Below are 18,973 nucleotides of genomic sequence, written 5' to 3'. Positions count from 1 at the left end.
CACTAAAACTGTTGACCAAGGATGAAGTGTGTCTCCCAACCATTTTTCTGAGTTGTTCCTGGAGGTGCATCAAATCCATATCCAAAGTCAATTCCCAATAGACCAAACATCGGCATAATCACGCGAACACCCAATCCAGCAGATCGTTTTAAATCAAATGGACTGTAATCTTTGAATGAGTCAAATGCTGCTCCTGCCTCTGCAAATGATAATACATATACAGATGCACTTGGTTTTAGTGTAATAGGATAACGTAATTCTAGGGTGAATTTATTGTATATCGTACCACCAATTTGTTCACCATATTGATTTATTGGCGTCAATGCTTGGTTTTTGTACCCTCTCAATTGTACAACCTCACGGCCATCTAATGAGAAGTTTACTAATCCATCACCCCCTACATAGAAACGCTCGAATGGAACAACACCACGGTTGCTATTGTACGCTCCCATATAGCCGAATTCTCCTACTGTTCTAAATACTAATTTATCAAAAATTGTGGTATACCAATCACCTTTGAACTTTAATTTATAGTATTCTAACCAATTAAATCTTTTTTGATCTACTTTACTCGCATCAGCCGTAGCGTCTTGCCAGTTGCTTACAGGCTGTCCTGCAGCATTTAAGTAAGTGCCTTCTGGAATAACCAATCCTGTATTTGGATCAATTTGTCCTGCTTTTGATTTGTATTTGTATTCTTGTTGATTTCCTAGATTCTTGTAGTCAACATTGTTGAACAAGGAATAAGGAGGCGTGAATTTTCCACTAATACTAAAGAAAGAACCAAAAGTAGGGAAGTTAGGATCCATTCCTCGGTTGTCTCTTGTTAGCTCAATTTGGTACGCTAAATTTCGCGATGAACCATCACCAAACGTAAATAGTCCAGTGTTGTAGTTCTTCATGTCATAGTATTGGAAACTAAGTGTGTGTGATAATACAAAATAATCATCTGGTACACTCAATTGTTTCGCAACTCCTAATTGTAACGTTGTAATATTGAAACCTCTACTGCGGTCTGTTCTTCTGTTATAGTAATCGTATAAGTTTTGTTTACTGTAGGCAATTGTACCAAATAAGTTTACAGGTTTCTTTCTTCCTAACCAAGGCTCAGAAAAACTCAAGCTGTAAGTTTGGTAGTATGAACTTCCTTGTAATCTCAAGGCTAAAGACTGACCGTCTCCCATAGGGAAAGGGTGGTATGCTTTTTTATTGAAAATGTTTCGCAAAGAGAAGTTGTTAAACGACAATCCTAAGGTTCCGATGAAACCACCTCCACCATATCCTCCTTGTAATTCAACTTGACTGGATCCTTTTTCTGCCACTGACCATTCCACATCTACTGTTCCTGAGGTTGGATCTGGATTTAAAATGTCTGGTACAATAGCTTGTGCATCAAAAATATTCAAGGCTCCTAGACGTCGCATCGTCTCCATTACCATGGCTTTGCTCCAGATTTCTCCAGGTCTAGTTTTTAAGGTACGGTGAATAACGTGATCGTGGGTATATTCGTTTCCGCGAACGGTAATGTTGTTGAAACGCGCAATAGGACCTTCCGTGATTCGGATTTCAAAATCAATCGTATCATTCGCCGTCTTTACCTCTACTGGGGTAATATTGGAGAATAGATATCCATTATTTTGATATTGATTCGTCAAATCATAAGCATCTGGATTCGAAGAATCTTGAATGCGTTTGTTTAATAAAACACCATTGTAAACTTCTCCTTTTTCAATTCCTAAGATATTGCGAAGTTGATTGTTGGTGTAAACGGTATTTCCGATGAAACGGATATCTCCGATATAATATTTATTACCTTCTTCAACATCGATATTAATCGCCATGCGATTTGTTTTAGGATTGTATGCTGTAGTATCAGTGATGATACGGGCATCTCGGTATCCTTTCTCTTTGTATTTATCAACTAGACGCGTTAAATCCTCTTCGTATTTCGATTGAATGAATTTTGAAGGTTTGAAAATTCGCATAGGGTTGAATGGACTGCGTTTTTTCGTGTCTTTTAAGGCTTTACGCAACTGTTTATTTGTTAATTGCTCGTTGCCATCGAAAGTAATATCTGAAATACGTACTTTTTTTCCTTTGTCAATCCCCACAATTAAATCTACGTATTTACCTGTTGAATCTGTAGGTACCGTATTAAGTGTAACTTTTGTATTGTAGAAACCGTCTTTTTTGTATTTATTTAAAAGGTAGTATTTCGTTGTAGAAAGTAAGTTTTCATTTACAATCTTCCCTTTAGTCAATTTCGCTTCTTTGGTTACTGTTTCCGATTTCGCTTTTTTGAATCCTTTTACCTTTGCGCTATTCAAACGAGGTAATTCATTTAAAGTAAGCTCTAAATTAATCGTATCGTTAACAACAGATGTTTCGTAAATATTAATATCTTTAAAAAAACCGAGTTTCCACAGTTTCTTTAAAGCATCTGAAATCTCCTCTCCAGGAACAGAAATTTTTTGACCTTTATTTAAACCCGTAAAAGTAACAACCGTCTGTGGGTTGTAGTTAATTTTACCAGTTACTTTTATATCTCCTAAAATGTAGGTTTTAGGGGTTTCTAAAGTAGGAATATTGTCCCCTTGCTGTGCTTGAGCACTACTACAAATTAGACCTGCAATAAACAGAGCAAAAAGTGAGATGCCTTTTTGAAACATTATTTTCGTTTTTATTTAATTTGTTCACTAGTTTTTCCAAATCTTCTTTCTCTATTCTGATAGGATAGAATAGAACGATACAATTCGTCTTCTGAGAAGTCTGGCCATAATACCTCTGTAAAATACAATTCCGCATAAGCAATCTGCCAAAGTAAGAAATTACTTATTCTTTGCTCTCCACTTGTGCGAATTAACAAATCAACATCAGGCATATTATGCGTGTAAAGATGCTCATTAATAATTGATTCGTCAATATTGTCTTCTGAAATTATATTATTTTTAACTTTAATAGAAATTTCCTTAATTGCGTGTATTATTTCAGCTCTGGAGCCATAACTTAGTGCTAAAGTTACAGTCATCCTTTTGTTTTCTTTCGTTTTATCAATTGCGTCTGTTAACTTTTCTCGAACTTTTTCTGGAAGTAAATTAATATTTCCTATCGCATTTAAAGCGATATCATTCTTCATAAAAGTTGGGATTTCCTTGGTCAACGCTTTAATTAGTAATTCCATCAATTTATCTACTTCATATTTGGGTCTATTCCAGTTTTCTGTAGAAAAAGCGTATAAGGTCAAATAGTTAACACCTAATTCGCCGCATGTTGTGATGGTTGTTCTCAGGGATTTTACGCCGTTTTCGTGGCCTATTGTTCGAAGAAAACCTCTTTGTTTCGCCCATCTACCATTGCCATCCATAATAATTGCAATGTGCTTTGGTAGATTGCTCATGTTAATTTGTTCTTTCAATTTCATTTAATCTGCGCAATAACAAGGATTATGTCCAAAAGTATAACTTATTGTGATTCCCGAATAGAAAAACCAGTCATTTCCATTTTTTCCAAAGCGATAGCGTTTGTTGCTCGCTGAGGTAGGATGACTACCGTCTAAATTATCAGTGAAGGTATAAGTTGCAGTAACTTCTGCATTAATATTAATCTGAGGATTTACTCTAATCTTCATTCCGGCAGCAATGGGAATTGCCGCAGTGTATTTTTTATCTCCTTTTATCATCTTTTTATTTCGATGGTAAATGTCCGAATATCGGATACCTGAAATACCTGTATAGAGATATGGAGTCATAGCAAAATTCTCTTGGTGTAAATCGAATTCAAAAAAGTTAAATTCAATGCCCAAGCTCAATTGCTGTATGGTATTGTCAAAGCGCAAGCCTCTTTCTTTTCTACTTTCACTGGACGCGTCGGCATCATCTCCCGTGAGTTTGGTTTGACTAAAACTCAAACGATACGAGTGTCGCGGACTTTTGTTCCATCTATAAAAAACGTTATAGCCTATATTTTTTGGATTGATAAACTGTGTCGATCCAACATCACCAACATAGTTTGTACCCCCTAAACCAAAACCTACCTCATGAATCTGAGCGTATGCTAATGGCATGGCAAGTAGTAAGATAAATGTAATTAAGGCCTTTTTCATTTTGTTAAAATAATTCACAAATATAGTAATAATGAACTCTCTTTGTTTGAAAAAAAAGATTTTGTTGGTGCAAATACTAACAAAATCTTGTCCGAAACAATAAATGTAGCGAAAAAAATGACATTCGTCGTTTTTTAATTGCGCTTATCTTCTCCCCAAAGTAATTTATTTCGCAGGGTTTTGATGAAACTCTGTTGAGGAAATTCAACCAAATTAATGGTAAACGGTGCCTTTGAAATAGTTACTTCTGTTTCGTTGTTTACCGCTTGGGTGTTACTGTCAACAGAAAGTAAAAATTGACTTTCTCTTGCATTGACTTTTAATTTGATGGTAAGATTATCTCGAATTACCAGAGGACGCACATTTAAATTGTGTGGTGCTAATGGAGTGATGACGAAACAACCCGTCTCTGGTTCTATAATGGGCCCTCCACAACTTAAGGAGTATCCAGTTGAACCCGATGGAGTCGAAATAATCAATCCATCTGCCCAATACGTGGCTAAATATTCATTGTCCAAATAAGTCTCAACGGTAATCATGGATGTTGTGTTTTTACGAGATACTGTAATATCATTTAAGGCGAAATTAATATCGAAATTTGAATTGTTTACTGGGTCACATGCAATCGTCAGTAAGGCTCTTCTCGATAATTTATAGGTTTCCTTAAATAAATGAGGTAAATGCTCTTCAATGGTGTCTTCCTGTATGTTGGCTAAAAAACCCAAACGACCCGCATTGATTCCTACAATGGGAATGTTTTTGTCTTTGATGAAATTTGCGGCTCTCAACATTGTGCCATCTCCACCAATACTGATAAAGAAATTGACATCCGCAGGAAGTTCATTCTCATCACCAAAGGTTTCATAAGTCGTAGGCAGTAGGTTTATTTCGTTCAAAAGATTGTAAAAATTGCTTTCAAAAATAATGGTAGGATTATACGTCTCAAACACATTTAAAAGACGATGAACGATTTGTTGTACAATGGTTTTATTGGTTTGCCCGTAAATTGCAAATTTCATACTATAGGTTTAAAAATTTGTTTAGATAATTGGAATGTTCAATCAACTTGTTTTGATGCAAGTCTTCGTCGTGTTGAGAGATTATCTCAAAATCAAAACGTCGAAAGTCTTGAATAATTGCCTCAATGTTCTTTTGATTCAAACGCAAGAGGAGTTGTGTCTTGTGGTCTTTTGTTTGTAGTACTAAAATGCCGAGTAATTTAGCATTGTTGCTTTCTACCAATTGTACCACTGTTGAAAGACTATAAGCTTCTGAACGAACTTCGAGAATCAGCGTTGTCCCTGGCTCAGTTAAAAATGTACTTTCAAGTAAATTTTCAGTTAAGGCAGTTTTGGGTAGCATGCCTTTTAGGTGCATATCTTCGTCTAAGACAGGCAATAGATTGCAAGTGTTGAGAATAAATGCATCGGCCATTTTTGCTAAATCATCTGTCGTGTAGACAAAAAAGGACTCTACGCGATACTGTAGGTTGGCAATCTTTTCTGTTTCATCAACGTCATATAAAACATCAGTAGCAATAGTACCCACCCATTTATTGTCTGAATCGACAAGTGCGAGATGTGAATAATCGTGCTGATTTAAAAAGGGTATGACCTCGCTTACTTCCGTATTGGCAGTAAGACTTGGTGCGTCAATGAATAAAGATTCTAAAGTTATCAAAATAAGTTCGATTGAAATGCTTTTGCAAAATAATTAAAAATAAACCAATAAGCCTTAATTATACTTTGTATTTTTGTTTTTTAATATCTTAATTATGACAAAGCTATCTGTAAATATCAATAAAATTGCCACCTTAAGAAATTCAAGAGGAGGTAATGTACCTAATTTATTAAAAGTTGCTGAAGATGTTCAAAAATTTGGTGCCGCAGGTGTAACAATCCACCCTCGACCGGACGAACGTCATATCCGTTATCAAGATGCGAGAGATTTGGTGCAAGTTGTTCATACAGAGTATAATATTGAAGGAAACCCGATGGATAACTTTCTGAAGTTGGTGTTTGAATGTAAACCGACGCAGGTGACTTTAGTGCCAGACGCAGTGGATGCTTTGACATCAAATGCTGGATGGGATACCATTAAGCACAAAGATTTTTTGACAGAAGTAATTCAAGAGTGTAGACAACAAGGCATTCGCACATCTATTTTTGTTGATCCTGTATTGGAGATGATTGAAGGAGCAAAGATAGTGGGAACAGATCGCATTGAATTATACACAGAAGAATTTGCGACACAATATGGCTTGGGAAATGAAAAGGGTATTGAACCTTATGTCAAGGCTGCAACATTAGCTACGGAATTGGGCTTAGGTATTAATGCTGGACATGATTTGAGTTTAGACAATATCCAATTCTTTAAAGCGAATATCCCCAATTTATTAGAAGTGTCTATTGGGCATGCTTTAATTGCTGAATCACTTTATTTGGGATTGGAAAATGTAGTGAATATGTATATAAATAAATTGAGTTAATGGAAGGGATTTTATATTCGAAAATTGAAGGGGAGGGAGGAATCCCCATGCTTGTATTACATGGATATTTTGGAATGTCAGATAATTGGAATACGTTCGGTCGACAAATGGCAGAGAAAGGATATGAAATGCATTTGATTGATTTGAGAAATCACGGGCGAAGTTTTCATTCCGAAAAGTGGTCTTATGAGGTGATGGTAGAGGATATTATTCGCTATATGGATCATTACAATATGTGTGATGCTATTGTATTAGGACATTCAATGGGAGGAAAAGTAGCCATGCACTTGGCGACAAAATATCCAAACCGCGTAGAAAAATTAATTGTTGCTGATATTTCTCCTCGTTCTTATGCGCCTCATCATCAAGATATTTTAGAAGCGTTAAATGCAGTGGATTTTTCTTTAAAGCCAACTAGAAAAGAAGTAGATGAGATTGTGAGTGCTCGGATTGCAGATTTTGGTACCAAGCAATTCTTGCTGAAAAGCTTGTATTGGAAAGAACCAGATCAATTGGCTTTTCGATTTAACCTGGATGTCTTTAACAAAGATGAAAATGTGGTGGGTGAAGGAATAGACGAGGCTGCCTTGTTTGATAAACCTACGCTTTTTGTACGAGGTGGTGCTTCAAAATACATTCAAGAAAAAGATGAAGTACTCATTAAAGAGCATTTTCCTCAAGCAACAATTGAAACGATTCCCAATGCAGGACATTGGTTGCATGCCGAAAACCCACAGCTGTTTTTTGAACTTGTAGCTAATTTCTTAGCGTAACAGTGAAAATAAATAATGACCGAAAGGCTCTTGTATAGCATACAAGAGCCTTTTTTTATGATTACAACCAACATTAAGCTGATTTTGGTGTATTTGATTGATGTAATAAACTGTTGTTTTTTGTTTAAAATATTAAAGTTTGGGTGTTAAAATGGGGAAAAATATAGTTTTTGGTGATTTTTTTATTTTGAAGAATTTGCGGTATAGTTAAATTTAACTTAAATTGGACGGATTTTATTTTAGAATCAAGAGAACCTGAAGCCAACCAACCCAGGTTTACTAAGAACCAACTTTACATCAAACCATATTTATGAAACAAAAAAACTTTTTACTTCTCAGTATTTTACTTTTGTTGAGTAATGTCGTATTTGCTCAATATTATAAAACACATCATATAGCACCAGCTCCTTGGCAATATTGGAGTACAGCTAATCAGATTGTAATAGGAACTTTATCAACTACTCCAGTAGAAGTTGTGTTGAAAAAAAGTGATGGTACTGTTTTAACGACATTGAACGTTACAGTGAATAATCCCATTTCTTATCGTTTTGTTGGCACAGCCAATACCTTAAATCGAAATGTCGTTAATACGACTTATAACGATCGCGGTTTGTTAGTAGAAGCAACAGAGCCAGTTCTAGTTAATATGCGAAATATTGCCTCTGATGCAACTGTTGGATGGAACTCTTTAGGTGTTGATAATATTAAAGGAAATGCGTCTTTGGTGAGTTTTGGGGAAGAAGGGTTAGGTGTAGAATTTCGTTTGGGGTATTATAGACAGAGTACACAAGGATTATATGACAACGCACCTGTTTATTCCGTTATGGCTACAGAAGATGAAACAAGTGTAGAAGTAGAACAAACTACAGGAGTAACGACTTTTGCCTTGGAGAAAGGACAAAGTAGGTTATTCACTGCTCCTTTGGGGAGTGTTTTAAAGGCAACTAAATCCGTAGTGGTTAATGTTGGAAATTGGGGAGATACTCCAAGATTGTGTGGACCAGGAGGAATTAATGGACAAGATGGTACTTTTGATCAGGTAGCACCTGTGCATATGTTGGGAAATCGCTATTTAGTGGTTCGCGGGGAAGGAACCATCCCTAATGATACACAACGAAGTCAATTTCTTGGGTCAGAACAGAGTTTAATTGTCGCAACAAAAGATAATACAACGGTTACAATTCAAAGTTATACACCTCAAGGAGTAGAAACAGGAACGATGGTTACGCAAGTGTTGGCGAATGCAGGAGATTATTATTCATTTTATCACGGGGATGGAAGAAATCCGAACTCCTCTAGTTTAGTCGTATCGGACAATGAGGTAATCGTATATGCCGGTACAGCGGTGGAATGTGAAACGGATATTTCTACCGTTTTGCCTATTGGAGGATGTGCAGGATCAATTAATATTCAAACCAAAAAATTTGTGAACTATAATGACGGAGGATTGCCATATATGGGTTTTGCAATTATTGAGCATCCAACAGAAATTGTGTTTATCAATGATCAGAATATTGAAACCTTAACAGGAAGAACTAGGGTAGCACTTGGAACGAGTGGATTATACATGATTGTGTTTAATCATACTTCTATCGGGAATCCAGAAAATATTGTATTGCGATCAGATTTACCGTTAACTGCTAGTTTGGTACAACAAGGAGATGGATTCTCTATGTCAGCATTTTTCTCCTCTTTTGGAGAGGCCGCAAAGGCTCCTATTAATTTGAAACAAAATGACAATTGTACCGTGCGAATTGAATCTGAAGAAGATTCATTAGAATACGAGTGGTTCCTGAATGGAGAATCGTTGGAGATTACAACGGAAAATTTCATTGATGTAACAGAAAGTGGAATGTATTCCGTGAAAATTAAGAAAGAATGTGGTTGGAGTAATATGTCCTTGCCATTAGAGGTATTAGTTAAACCTTGTACAGATTTGTCCATTACAAAAAAAGTAAAATCACAAGTAGAAGAGATTGCTGTTTTTAGTATTACAGTGAAAAACTTGGATGAAATTTTTGCGGATCCTAATGTAGTAGTAACGGATATATTGCCTTCGGGATATGAATTTATCAGTTATACAACCAATAAAGGAAGTTATGATGCAACTACAGGAGAATGGACTGTAGGAGAATTGGCTCCACAGGAAGAGGCTAGTATTGAAATTAAAGTCAAAATAAAAGGAGAGGGAGAATACAAGAATGTAGCTACGGTAGCAGGGGATAATATCGATACGAATTTAGATAATAATACAGCTGAAGCTATTGTTGCTTTGGGTAAATTAGAGTTTACAAAAAAAGTAGTAGACAAGGAGTATATACGAATTGGAGATCGTATTGAATACGAAATTATCGTCAAAAATATAGGTGAAATTGCAATTAAAGATATTGTGTTAACAGATGAAAACGCAGATGCAGGATCTTTAAGCCCTTCTTCAATTGCTAAATTAGAACCAAAAGAGGCCGTGACAGTCAAAGCATATCACACCATTACGGAAGAAGACTTTAGAGCCAAACAGGTAATTAATCAAGCGTCTTTAACGGCTATTACTCATGGCGGTACGATGACACAATTGTCAGATGATCCTACTACAGCACAGCGAAATGACCCTACCATTGCTTCCATCTTGTATCAGGCAGATTTACACGCAGTAAAAACGGACGGATTGCAATATTATGTTCCAGGTCAACAAACAACCTATACGATTGTGGTTGAAAATAAGGGACCTGGATCTGCGGTAAACGTAGAAGTAACAGATATGATGCCAGAAGGAGTTAAACAAATGGAGTGGTCTAGTTCTTTGGGAACGTCTGGAATTGGGAATTTAATCGAAATTATTTCGTTGTTAGATGTTGGAGAACAAGTGACTTATCAAGTGACCTTGACGATACCAAAAACACACACCAATGCCTTTATTAATGTTGTTACGGTTGAAGCCCAAGATAATGAAGATCCAATAGAAGCTTGTGAGACTTGTATGGATGTTAACTACCAAAAGGTGTTCATTCCCAAGGGAATTTCACCCAATGGAGATGGAAAGAATGATTATTTAGATTTGAGTAATTACGATGTAGTCAGTTTAAAGATTTACAATAGATTAGGCGTGATGGTATACAATGCAGGTAAGTATGAAAAAGAATGGTATGGACAGTCTAATTCAGGAAATAAATTGTTGCCAGTTGGAACTTATTTCTATGTGATGCAGAATATCTTGACAGATACCTATACAGGATGGATCTTTCTTCAGTATTAAAAGAGAATTCTTACGTTTTTTAGTTTATATTTTGAAAAGCTGTCTTAACTTGTTAGGACAGCTTTTTTGTTTTTAGTTCAGAAATATACCTCTTGTTAAAGGAAGATGAGGAAGAGGTGTGATTGTAGTTGTGAATTAAGAAATAAAATAAAGATGTGATAAAAAAAGCGCATTTGGTGTTTGAATATTTTTTAAAAACAGTAGTTTTCTTTCTATTCTTTCTTTTTAAATGTTAAAGTGGGTATTAAAAATTTGTCAAATTAGGATATCTTTTTATATTTACTATAAGTGAAATAAAAATAAGTGTTAATTATGATAAAAAAGGTATTATCATTATCCCTTCTATCGCTAATAACAGCCTCTATGTATGCAGGAGGTTATCGCGTTAGTATGCAAGGAAATAGACAGCTTGCGATGGGACATGCAGGTGTGGCTGTTATTAGTAGTGGTGCTGAATCACTATTTTTCAACCCAGGTGCATCAGTTTATCTAGAGGATAGATTTAATTTTTCTGCTGGAATGAATTATCTGGTCGCTGATACCAAATTCCAAAATAAGACCTATGGATGGGAAAATGAAACCCGAAACCCGGGAACACCTTTTTATCTGTATGGTACTTATAAAGCAACGGATTGGATGACTGTCGGTCTAGCGGTTTATACACCATATGGAAGTGCGGTGGATTGGGACAGAGATTGGCAAGGATCCCATTTAGTAAATAACATTGATTTAAAAGCGTTCTATTTTCAACCAACAGTAGCTTTCAAAGTAAGTAAGCACTTCAGTTTTGGAGGGGGACCTATTTTCGTTAATGGAGGAGTTACTTTTGACCGAAATGTAAGCCGAAGTATGACGGATGAGCAAGGGAAAAGAACAAGTGTAGATATTGAAGCAAAAAATGTAACTGCTTGGGGATGGACCGCTGGTTATTTAGTGAGTGTCGATGATCATTTGCGCTTAGGGATGAACTACCGTTCTAAAATTATTATGAAAGAAAATAGTGGAACAGCTAAGTTCTCTAACGTACCAGGATTTGGAAAAGACCTATTTAAGGATGGTAAAATCAAAGCAGAAATGCCGTTGCCAGCTGAGTTAACGGTAGGAGCTTCTTATACTTGGGATAAATGGGTATTTGCTTTTGATTATAATAGAACGTTCTGGAAAGTTTACGATGCTTTAGTCATTGACTTCGTTGATAGTGCAGTACCAACATCGGTAAATCCTAGAAATTACAAAGATTCAAGTACGTATCGAGTAGGAGCTCAATATAGTGTAAACGAACAATTGACATTAAGAGCTGGTTGGTATTATGATGAGAGTCCGGTGCAAAAAGGATACTTCGCTCCAGAAACACCTAGAAATGATTCTCGTGCTTATACAGGAGGTTTGACATATAAATTTAAAAATGGAATCGGAGTGGATCTAGTGTTCTCTTACTTGCACTTTAGCGATACCAATAGTTCATACGACTATTTTCAAGAAGATGGACAAAATGTCTCTTTTGGAGGAACGTATAAATCTGCTGTTACAAGTGGTGGTTTAGGAATTACGTATAGTTTTTAATGATTAAAACGATTTAAAATGAAAAGAAAATATTTATATATAGCACCACTTTTAGCTTTTTTAGCTGCGGGATGTGAGCCTTCTATTAAAGATGAAATTGATTCAGGTACCTACTATCCAGGAGAGGCTGATTTTTCTTCTTATGTAGCAATTGGAAATTCGTTGACAGCAGGTTATATGGATGGTACTTTGTATCGTTCTGGACAAAAGAATTCTTTCCCGAATATCTTAGCACAACAATTTAAAATTGTCGGAGGAGGAGAATTTACTCAACCGCCTTTAGATGATGATACCAATGATGTTGGCGGTATGCTGATGGCAGGTAATCCATTACCTGGTTTTGATACCAAACTAGTCATGAATATGTCAACGAGTAGTCCGGAAAACAAAAAGGGAACGATCACGTTAGACGTGAATAAAAGATCGCAAAAAGCATATCACAATGCAGGTGTACCTGGAGCAAAAACCTTCCATTTGATTGCGCCTGGATATGGGAGTATGAGTAATTTGTTGGTGGGAAAAGCAAATCCTTATTTTGTGCGTACAGCTACTTCAGATGAAACAACGGTTATGGCAGATGTTATGACCTTAAAACCAACGTTCTTTACTAACTGGATTGGAGCAAATGACGTTTTGGCTTATGCAACTTCTGGAGGAGAAGGTGTCGATCAAAATGAACAAGCAAATGGTACAGATTTAACTCAATATGGAGGAAATGATATTACTCATATTGGTGTATTTAAAATGGCCTATGAAGGAATTGTGAATACCCTAACAAGTGGGGGAGCAAAAGGAGTTGTAGCGACGGTGCCTGATGTAACGACGATCCCTTATTTTACTACGGTTCCATATAATCCAATAACAGCTGCTGCTGTTGTACAACCAGGACAAAATCCTGATGAAGTGTTTGGACAGTTGAATATGTTAGTGGGAATGTTTAAGGGAATTTTGGAGCAATTTGGACAAGGAGATCGCTTGCAGTTGTTGGATAAAGACAAAGCTAATCCACTGTTGATTCAGGATAAAACGTTAGATAATTTAGAAGCTCAAATTGCAGGAACAATAAAGGCCTTAGTGGCTTCTGGTAAATTTCCATTTCCTATTACTGATCCAGAAATTGCTTTTATCGCTAAAAGTTTTGGACAAGCTAGACATGCAACTGCTAAAGATTTAATGCTGTTGACGAGTAGAGCTCAAATCGGTGCTTCTTTTAATACAGGGAACCCAACAATGGATGCGATGTTGAAAAAGGGAATTACTTTTCCTATTGACGATAAATTTGTGTTGAATGAAGTAGAGCAACAAAAAGTTCAGGCAGCTACAAATGCATTTAACTCCATTATCAAAAATGTGGCTAATGAAAAAGGTTTAGCAGTAGCTGATATGAATGATTTATTGCGCAAAGCCGTAAGTGGTTTGAAAGTGGAAGATGGTCAAATTTATACGGCTGATTACTTTAAAGGAATGGGGAATTTAAATACAGTTATGTTCTCATTGGATGGCGTACATTTGAACCCTAGAGGATATGCATTTATCGCAGCGGAAATTCTACGCGTGATTAACAAGCATTATAAAGCAAATATTCCTCTAGTAAATCCTGCAGTTTATCCAGGACCAACCCTAGTTTTACAAAATTAAAAATGAAATAAATGAGTTTTATAGTTCGATTATTAGTTACAACAGCATTAGTTGTTTTTCTTTGTTGGCTCTTGCCTGGCGTACACGTTACTGGGTGGACTTCCGCCTTATGGGTTGCTGTGGTGATGGGATTGTTGAATATGTTCTTAAGACCTGTGCTTGTATTTATGACGCTGCCCGCTACAATTGTAACCATGGGATTATTTCTGTTTGTTATTAACGCCATAATCATCATGTTGAGCGCTTATTTTGTTGACGGATTTCAAGTTAATGGATTTTGGTATGCATTGTTATTCAGCTTAATTCTGGCTTTTTGTCAGTCAATCACAAATGGCATTCTGCAAAATGGTGAACCAAGAAAGGGATAAAAAATTTAATAGTTGAAAGACAAACACTTAAAAAGTTGGACGGGTTGTAAAAATAATTTATTTTTGCAACCCAATTTTATATGTAAATACATCAAAAAATGAATATTACAAGAAATAATGTAGATGCTCTTAATGCAATTGTTACTATTGAACTTGCAAAAGAAGATTACCAAGGTAATGTAGATACTGTGTTATCTAACTATAAAAAGAACGCTAACGTTCCTGGATTTAGAAAAGGTGCTGTACCGATGAGTTTGATTCAAAAACAATACGGAAAATCTGTGTTGTTCGAAGAAGTAAACAAAATGTTGCAAGAGAAATTGAATAATTATCTTGTAGATGAAAAATTAGATATTTTAGGAAATCCTCTTCCAGTAATGAGTGAGAACTTTGACTGGGATGCTGATGTATTAACATTTGATTTCGAATTAGGATTAGCTCCGGAGTTTGCTGTAGATTTAGAAGGAAAAACAAAGGTTACTAAATTTAATATCGTTGCTGATGAGGCGATGTTAGATGAACAAGTTGAATATATCCAAAAACAATATGGAAAATTAGTATCGAAAGAGGTTGTTGAAGAAACTTCTGAATTAGTAGGTACTTTTACAAACGAAGAAGAAGGAATCAACAAAGACGTAACAATCGCTGTTGCTGATTTCAGAACTAAAACAAACCAAAAGAAATTCTTAAACAAAAAAGTAGGGGATCAAGTTACGGTTAACACAAAAGGGTTATTCGAAGATGATCACAAATTAATGGATGTTTTAGGAATTGATCACGATAAAGTTCACGGATTAGAAGTTGATGTTGTTTTCACAATTAACGAAATCAACGAGTCTGAAAAAGCGGAATTAAACCAAGAGCTTTTTGATAAATTGTTCGGACAAGATGTTGTTACTTCAGTAGAGCAATTGAAAGAAAAAATCAAAGAAGATGCTGAAAAACAATTCGCTTCTCAAGCAGATCAAAAATTCTTAAACGACGTTTTTGAATCATTATTGGAAACAACTTCTTTTGAATTGCCTGCAACATTCTTGAAAAAATGGTTAATGACTGCTGGTGAAACTCCAATGACTGCTGAACAAGCAGCTGATGAGTATGAAAAATCAGAAAAAGGATTACGTTACCAATTAATCGAAGGTAAAGTAATGACTCAATATGAGTTACAATTAACTTTCGAAGACATCAAAGCGTACACTACAAAGTTAATCAAAGAACAATTGGCTCAATTTGGTCAAACTGAACCAGATGATAAAACAGTTGAAGATATCGTTGCTAGAGTAATGTCTAACCAAGATGAGGTAAGACGTATCTCTGAACAAGCAATGAACGAAAAAATGTTAGCTTTATTTACAGATAAAGTAAAAGCTACAGTGAAAGAAGTTTCTTACAAAGATTTCGTTAAGGAAATGTACGGAGAATAATTCTTTCCTGAAAAATAAGTATATTTGAGCGTCTATTTGAATGAATAGACGCTCATTTTTTTAATCATAAAAAGAAATAATTTATGGACTACGGAAAAGAATTTCAAAAATACGCAACCAAACATCACGGTATAAATAGCATGTATTACGATAAAATCGTAAGCAGTATGACTCCTTACATCATTGAAGAACGTCAGATGAATGTCGCTTCAATGGATGTTTTTTCTCGTTTAATGATGGATCGCATTATCTTTTTAGGAACGGCAATTGACGATTATGTGGCAAACATTATCCAAGCACAGTTATTGTTCTTATCTAGTGTAGACAATGAGAAAGATATTAGCATTTACGTAAACTCTCCTGGGGGAGGTGTATATGCTGGATTGGGGATTTACGACACAATGCAGTTTATTAAGCCGGATGTAGCTACAATTTGTACGGGAATGGCAGCTTCAATGGGGGCAGTTTTATTATGTGCGGGAGCGGATGGAAAGCGCTCGGCTTTACCACATTCGCGTGTGATGATTCACCAACCGTTAGGAGGGGCTCAAGGTCAGGCATCTGATATTGAAATTACAGCAAGAGAAATAATGAAATTAAAAGACGAATTATACCAAATCATTGCAAAACACTCTGGACAGTCGATGGAAAAAGTGCATCATGATAGTGATAGAGATTATTGGATGATTGCTGAAGAAGCAAAAGCCTATGGTATGATTGATGAGGTCTTAATTAGAGAGTAAATATGGCGAAAGAAGAAATGAGATGTTCCTTTTGTGGACGCCCAAAATCGGAAACAAATATTCTTATTGCAGGTATTGATGCGCATATTTGTGACCGATGTGTGGATCAAGCTTATGGAATTGTCCTGGAAGAAGAAGATGCGAAACACTTAGAAGGTCTATCCAATGAATTGTTGTTGAAAAAGCCAATGGAAATCCGCGCTTTTTTAGACGAATATGTAATTGGACAAGATCAAACCAAAAAAGTAATGGCGGTTGCGGTTTATAACCACTACAAACGCTTGTTGCAAGAGATGAATGGAGAGGATGAAGATATTGAAATCGAAAAGAGCAATATCTTAATGGTGGGGCAAACAGGAACTGGGAAAACATTAGTAGCGAAGACAATTGCGAAAATGTTGAATGTGCCTTTGGCTATTGTAGATGCAACAGTATTGACGGAAGCAGGGTATGTAGGAGAAGATGTAGAAGGTATTTTGACGAAATTGTTACAAGCGGCGGATTATGATGTAGAAAAAGCAGAACGTGGCATCATCTTTATCGATGAGATTGACAAGATTGCCCGTAAGAGCGATAATCCTTCGATTACACGTGACGTATCGGGTGAGGGAGTGCAACAAGCCTTGTTGAAGCTTTTAGAAGGAAGTATTGTAAATGTTCCGCCTAAAGGAGGTAGAAAACATCCGGATCAAAAGTTTATTGAGGTGAATACCAAAAATATTCTCTTTATTGCGGGAGGTGCATTTGATGGAATCGAACGTATTATTTCGAAGCGTTTGAATTTCCAATCTGTAGGGTATGGATCAATCAAAGAAGGAGAAAAAGTAGATCGTACGAATTTGATGCAATATATTATTCCAAAAGATGTAAAAGACTTTGGTTTAATTCCTGAAATTATCGGTCGTCTGCCTGTTTTGACTTATATGAACCCGTTGGATAGAGAAACGTTAAGAGCTATTCTTACAGAGCCTAAAAATGCGTTAATCAAGCAATATGAGAAGCTATTTGACATGGATCATATTGCTTTTTCTATTACAGAGGAAGCTTTGGATTATATTGTGGATAAAGCTTTAGAATACAAGCTTGGAGCAAGAGGATTACGTTCGCTATGCGAGGCGATTTTAACCGATGCAATGTATGAGTTACCAAGTAAAGAAGAGGTTAAGGAATTAATCGTTGATCGCGCTTATACAGAGCAAGCGTTGAATAAAAACTTAATGCAGCGATTAGAAGCAGCAAGTTAGTCTGATTTTTAGAAGAATTTATTTTAAGTATAAGAGAAACCATTCCTTTGTAGGAGTGGTTTTTTTTTCAGGATAAACGCAGGAGGTGGATGGTAATACACCCTATAACATGAAATTTTATTTCAAATGAAATAAAGGATTAGATATCCCCTTCGGAATAAATAGATACAAAGAAAAACAATCCCTCACTACGTTCGGTATTCCTTAAAGAGAAGAAATAAAAAAGGAAAAAAAAAAGTCCCAAGCGTTAACTTGGGACTTTTGTACTCGAGGCGGGACTTGAACCCGCACGAACATTACTGTTCACTGGATTTTAAGTCCAGCGTGTCTACCACTTCCACCACTCGAGCCTTTGCTCATCAGTATTTAGAACTGTTTTGCGAGTGCAAATATAGTATAAAAAATGCGTGCTACAAGAAAAAAATAAATAAAACTAAAACTTTTTTTTACTGATTGGGGTTAGTTATTGGTATTCAGTGTTTTTGTTTTTGAATTATTTTTAATTTTTTATTCTTCTTCAGGAAAATCTCCGAAAATGTCTAGGGAAAAATCTAGTATTTCTGCAGATGCGAAATTTTGAATTACCTCTTCAATGCCGTTTTCAAAACGCAATTCGGTATTAAATCGGCGACTAGTACCAAAGGTATTGCCTTCGATAACGGTTTTAAAGTAAAACTTTCCACTAGGTGTTTTGAAGCGTATAGTTTCAACGGCAGAGAAGTTGTTCTTAAGATAGTCGATGGTTTCGTAAACTTCTTCTTTGGTTGTGTGCTCTTGGCTTGTAAGTAGAGTTCGTCCTCTGCGATGTTCAAATGTGAACTTATACGTCTCATTTTCTTTCTGGCTAATAACGATTGCGCTCATAATAAAAATGTACTAAATTCAAGATTGTTGACGCGAATACTAATTCGCATGTATCCAAAAAAAAAGTCTCAAGCGTTAACTTGAGACTTTTGTACTCGAGGCGGGACTTGAACCCGCACGAACATTACTGTTCACTGGATTTTAAGTCCAGCGTGTCTACCACTTCCACCACTCGAGCGTAATTAAATTACTAGAGCGAAAAACGGGGTTCGAACCCGCGACCTCAACCTTGGCAAGGTTGCGCTCTACCAACTGAGCTATTTTCGCATTTTTAAGATCGTGCAGTACTTCTGTATTGCGAGTGCAAATATAAAATAGAATTTATTGTTTTGCAAGCTTTTTTGAGGATAAAATTCATGCTTTATTGCTTCTGATTGATAATGAAAGGGTTGTGTTGTTCTTTTTTTCTTCTATGTTTCCCCTTTCTTTTCATGCTAACACTTATTTTTTTTAAAAAATTCAATTAGTTGTAAGGAGTAAATCTTAATGTTTTTGGTTTGTTAACATTTGATT

The 18,973-nt window shown here is 36.0% G+C and carries 15 protein-coding genes and 3 tRNA genes; 9 read left to right on the top strand and 9 right to left on the bottom strand.

The window, feature by feature from the left end; genetic code table 11:
- Positions 1-2: 2 nt before the first annotated feature.
- The 5 genes from HX004_RS05165 to HX004_RS05145 all read right to left on the bottom strand — a co-directional run bounded on the left by HX004_RS05165 (position 3) and on the right by HX004_RS05145 (position 5,782).
- Complete coding sequence (locus tag HX004_RS05165; RefSeq protein ID WP_286441269.1) at positions 3-2,669, bottom strand: BamA/OMP85 family outer membrane protein; 2,667 nt, start codon at positions 2,667-2,669, stop codon at positions 3-5.
- Between the two features lie 11 nt (positions 2,670-2,680).
- Positions 2,681-3,421: an undecaprenyl pyrophosphate synthase gene (gene uppS / locus HX004_RS05160; protein WP_286441268.1), complete on the bottom strand. Its 741-nt coding sequence runs from the start codon at positions 3,419-3,421 to the stop codon at positions 2,681-2,683.
- Complete coding sequence (porG, locus tag HX004_RS05155; RefSeq protein ID WP_286441267.1) at positions 3,422-4,102, bottom strand: type IX secretion system protein PorG; 681 nt, start codon at positions 4,100-4,102, stop codon at positions 3,422-3,424.
- 134 nt (positions 4,103-4,236) lie between these two features.
- Positions 4,237-5,121, bottom strand: coding sequence for an NAD kinase (locus tag HX004_RS05150; RefSeq protein WP_286441266.1), 885 nt, complete (start codon positions 5,119-5,121; stop codon positions 4,237-4,239).
- 1 nt (position 5,122) lies between these two features.
- A complete protein-coding gene (locus HX004_RS05145) occupies positions 5,123-5,782 on the bottom strand; it encodes a CBS domain-containing protein (RefSeq protein WP_286441265.1) in 660 nt (219 codons plus the stop codon).
- Positions 5,783-5,876: 94 nt separating this feature from the next.
- Between HX004_RS05145 and HX004_RS05140 the strand changes: the two genes are divergently transcribed.
- From HX004_RS05140 to clpX, 9 genes are all read left to right on the top strand, one after another.
- Positions 5,877-6,590 carry a pyridoxine 5'-phosphate synthase gene (locus HX004_RS05140; RefSeq protein ID WP_286441264.1) on the top strand — a complete coding sequence of 238 codons (714 nt, stop codon included), beginning with the start codon at positions 5,877-5,879 and terminating at the stop codon, positions 6,588-6,590.
- The gene (locus tag HX004_RS05135; protein WP_286441263.1) at positions 6,590-7,363 is read left to right on the top strand and encodes an alpha/beta fold hydrolase; all 774 of its coding nucleotides are present in this window, start codon (positions 6,590-6,592) and stop codon (positions 7,361-7,363) included. The genes HX004_RS05140 and HX004_RS05135 overlap by 1 nt, the downstream gene beginning before the upstream one ends.
- Positions 7,364-7,673: 310 nt before the next feature.
- Complete coding sequence (locus tag HX004_RS05130) at positions 7,674-10,616, top strand: T9SS type B sorting domain-containing protein (protein WP_286441261.1); 2,943 nt, start codon at positions 7,674-7,676, stop codon at positions 10,614-10,616.
- Between the two features lie 312 nt (positions 10,617-10,928).
- The gene (locus tag HX004_RS05125) at positions 10,929-12,179 is read left to right on the top strand and encodes an OmpP1/FadL family transporter (protein ID WP_286441260.1); all 1,251 of its coding nucleotides are present in this window, start codon (positions 10,929-10,931) and stop codon (positions 12,177-12,179) included.
- Positions 12,180-12,197: 18 nt separating this feature from the next.
- On the top strand, positions 12,198-13,817 hold the full coding sequence (locus HX004_RS05120) for an SGNH/GDSL hydrolase family protein (RefSeq protein WP_286441259.1): 1,620 nt from the start codon (positions 12,198-12,200) through the stop codon (positions 13,815-13,817).
- A gap of 11 nt (positions 13,818-13,828) precedes the next feature.
- Positions 13,829-14,185, top strand: coding sequence for a phage holin family protein (locus tag HX004_RS05115; protein ID WP_286441258.1), 357 nt, complete (start codon positions 13,829-13,831; stop codon positions 14,183-14,185).
- A 98-nt stretch (positions 14,186-14,283) separates the two neighbouring features.
- Positions 14,284-15,609, top strand: a complete 1,326-nt coding sequence (tig, locus tag HX004_RS05110) for a trigger factor (RefSeq protein WP_286441257.1) — start codon at positions 14,284-14,286, stop codon at positions 15,607-15,609.
- A gap of 83 nt (positions 15,610-15,692) precedes the next feature.
- The gene (clpP, locus tag HX004_RS05105) at positions 15,693-16,352 is read left to right on the top strand and encodes an ATP-dependent Clp endopeptidase proteolytic subunit ClpP (RefSeq protein ID WP_286441256.1); all 660 of its coding nucleotides are present in this window, start codon (positions 15,693-15,695) and stop codon (positions 16,350-16,352) included.
- A gap of 2 nt (positions 16,353-16,354) precedes the next feature.
- Positions 16,355-17,596, top strand: coding sequence for an ATP-dependent Clp protease ATP-binding subunit ClpX (clpX, locus tag HX004_RS05100; RefSeq protein ID WP_286441255.1), 1,242 nt, complete (start codon positions 16,355-16,357; stop codon positions 17,594-17,596).
- A 264-nt stretch (positions 17,597-17,860) separates the two neighbouring features.
- Here the strand turns inward: clpX and HX004_RS05095 are convergent.
- The 4 genes from HX004_RS05095 to HX004_RS05080 form a co-directional block, all read right to left on the bottom strand.
- Positions 17,861-17,946 (bottom strand) — tRNA-Leu (locus HX004_RS05095).
- A 157-nt stretch (positions 17,947-18,103) separates the two neighbouring features.
- Entirely contained in the window at positions 18,104-18,460 is a 357-nt protein-coding gene (locus HX004_RS05090; protein WP_286441254.1) for a hypothetical protein, read from the bottom strand.
- A gap of 92 nt (positions 18,461-18,552) precedes the next feature.
- Positions 18,553-18,638 (bottom strand) — tRNA-Leu (locus tag HX004_RS05085).
- A 16-nt stretch (positions 18,639-18,654) separates the two neighbouring features.
- Positions 18,655-18,727 (bottom strand) — tRNA-Gly (locus HX004_RS05080).
- Positions 18,728-18,973 lie beyond the last annotated feature (246 nt).

Source organism: Myroides sp. 1354, assembly GCF_030324495.1.
Lineage (GTDB): Bacteria > Bacteroidota > Bacteroidia > Flavobacteriales > Flavobacteriaceae > Flavobacterium.
This window is presented reverse-complemented; position numbering and strand designations above follow the sequence as displayed.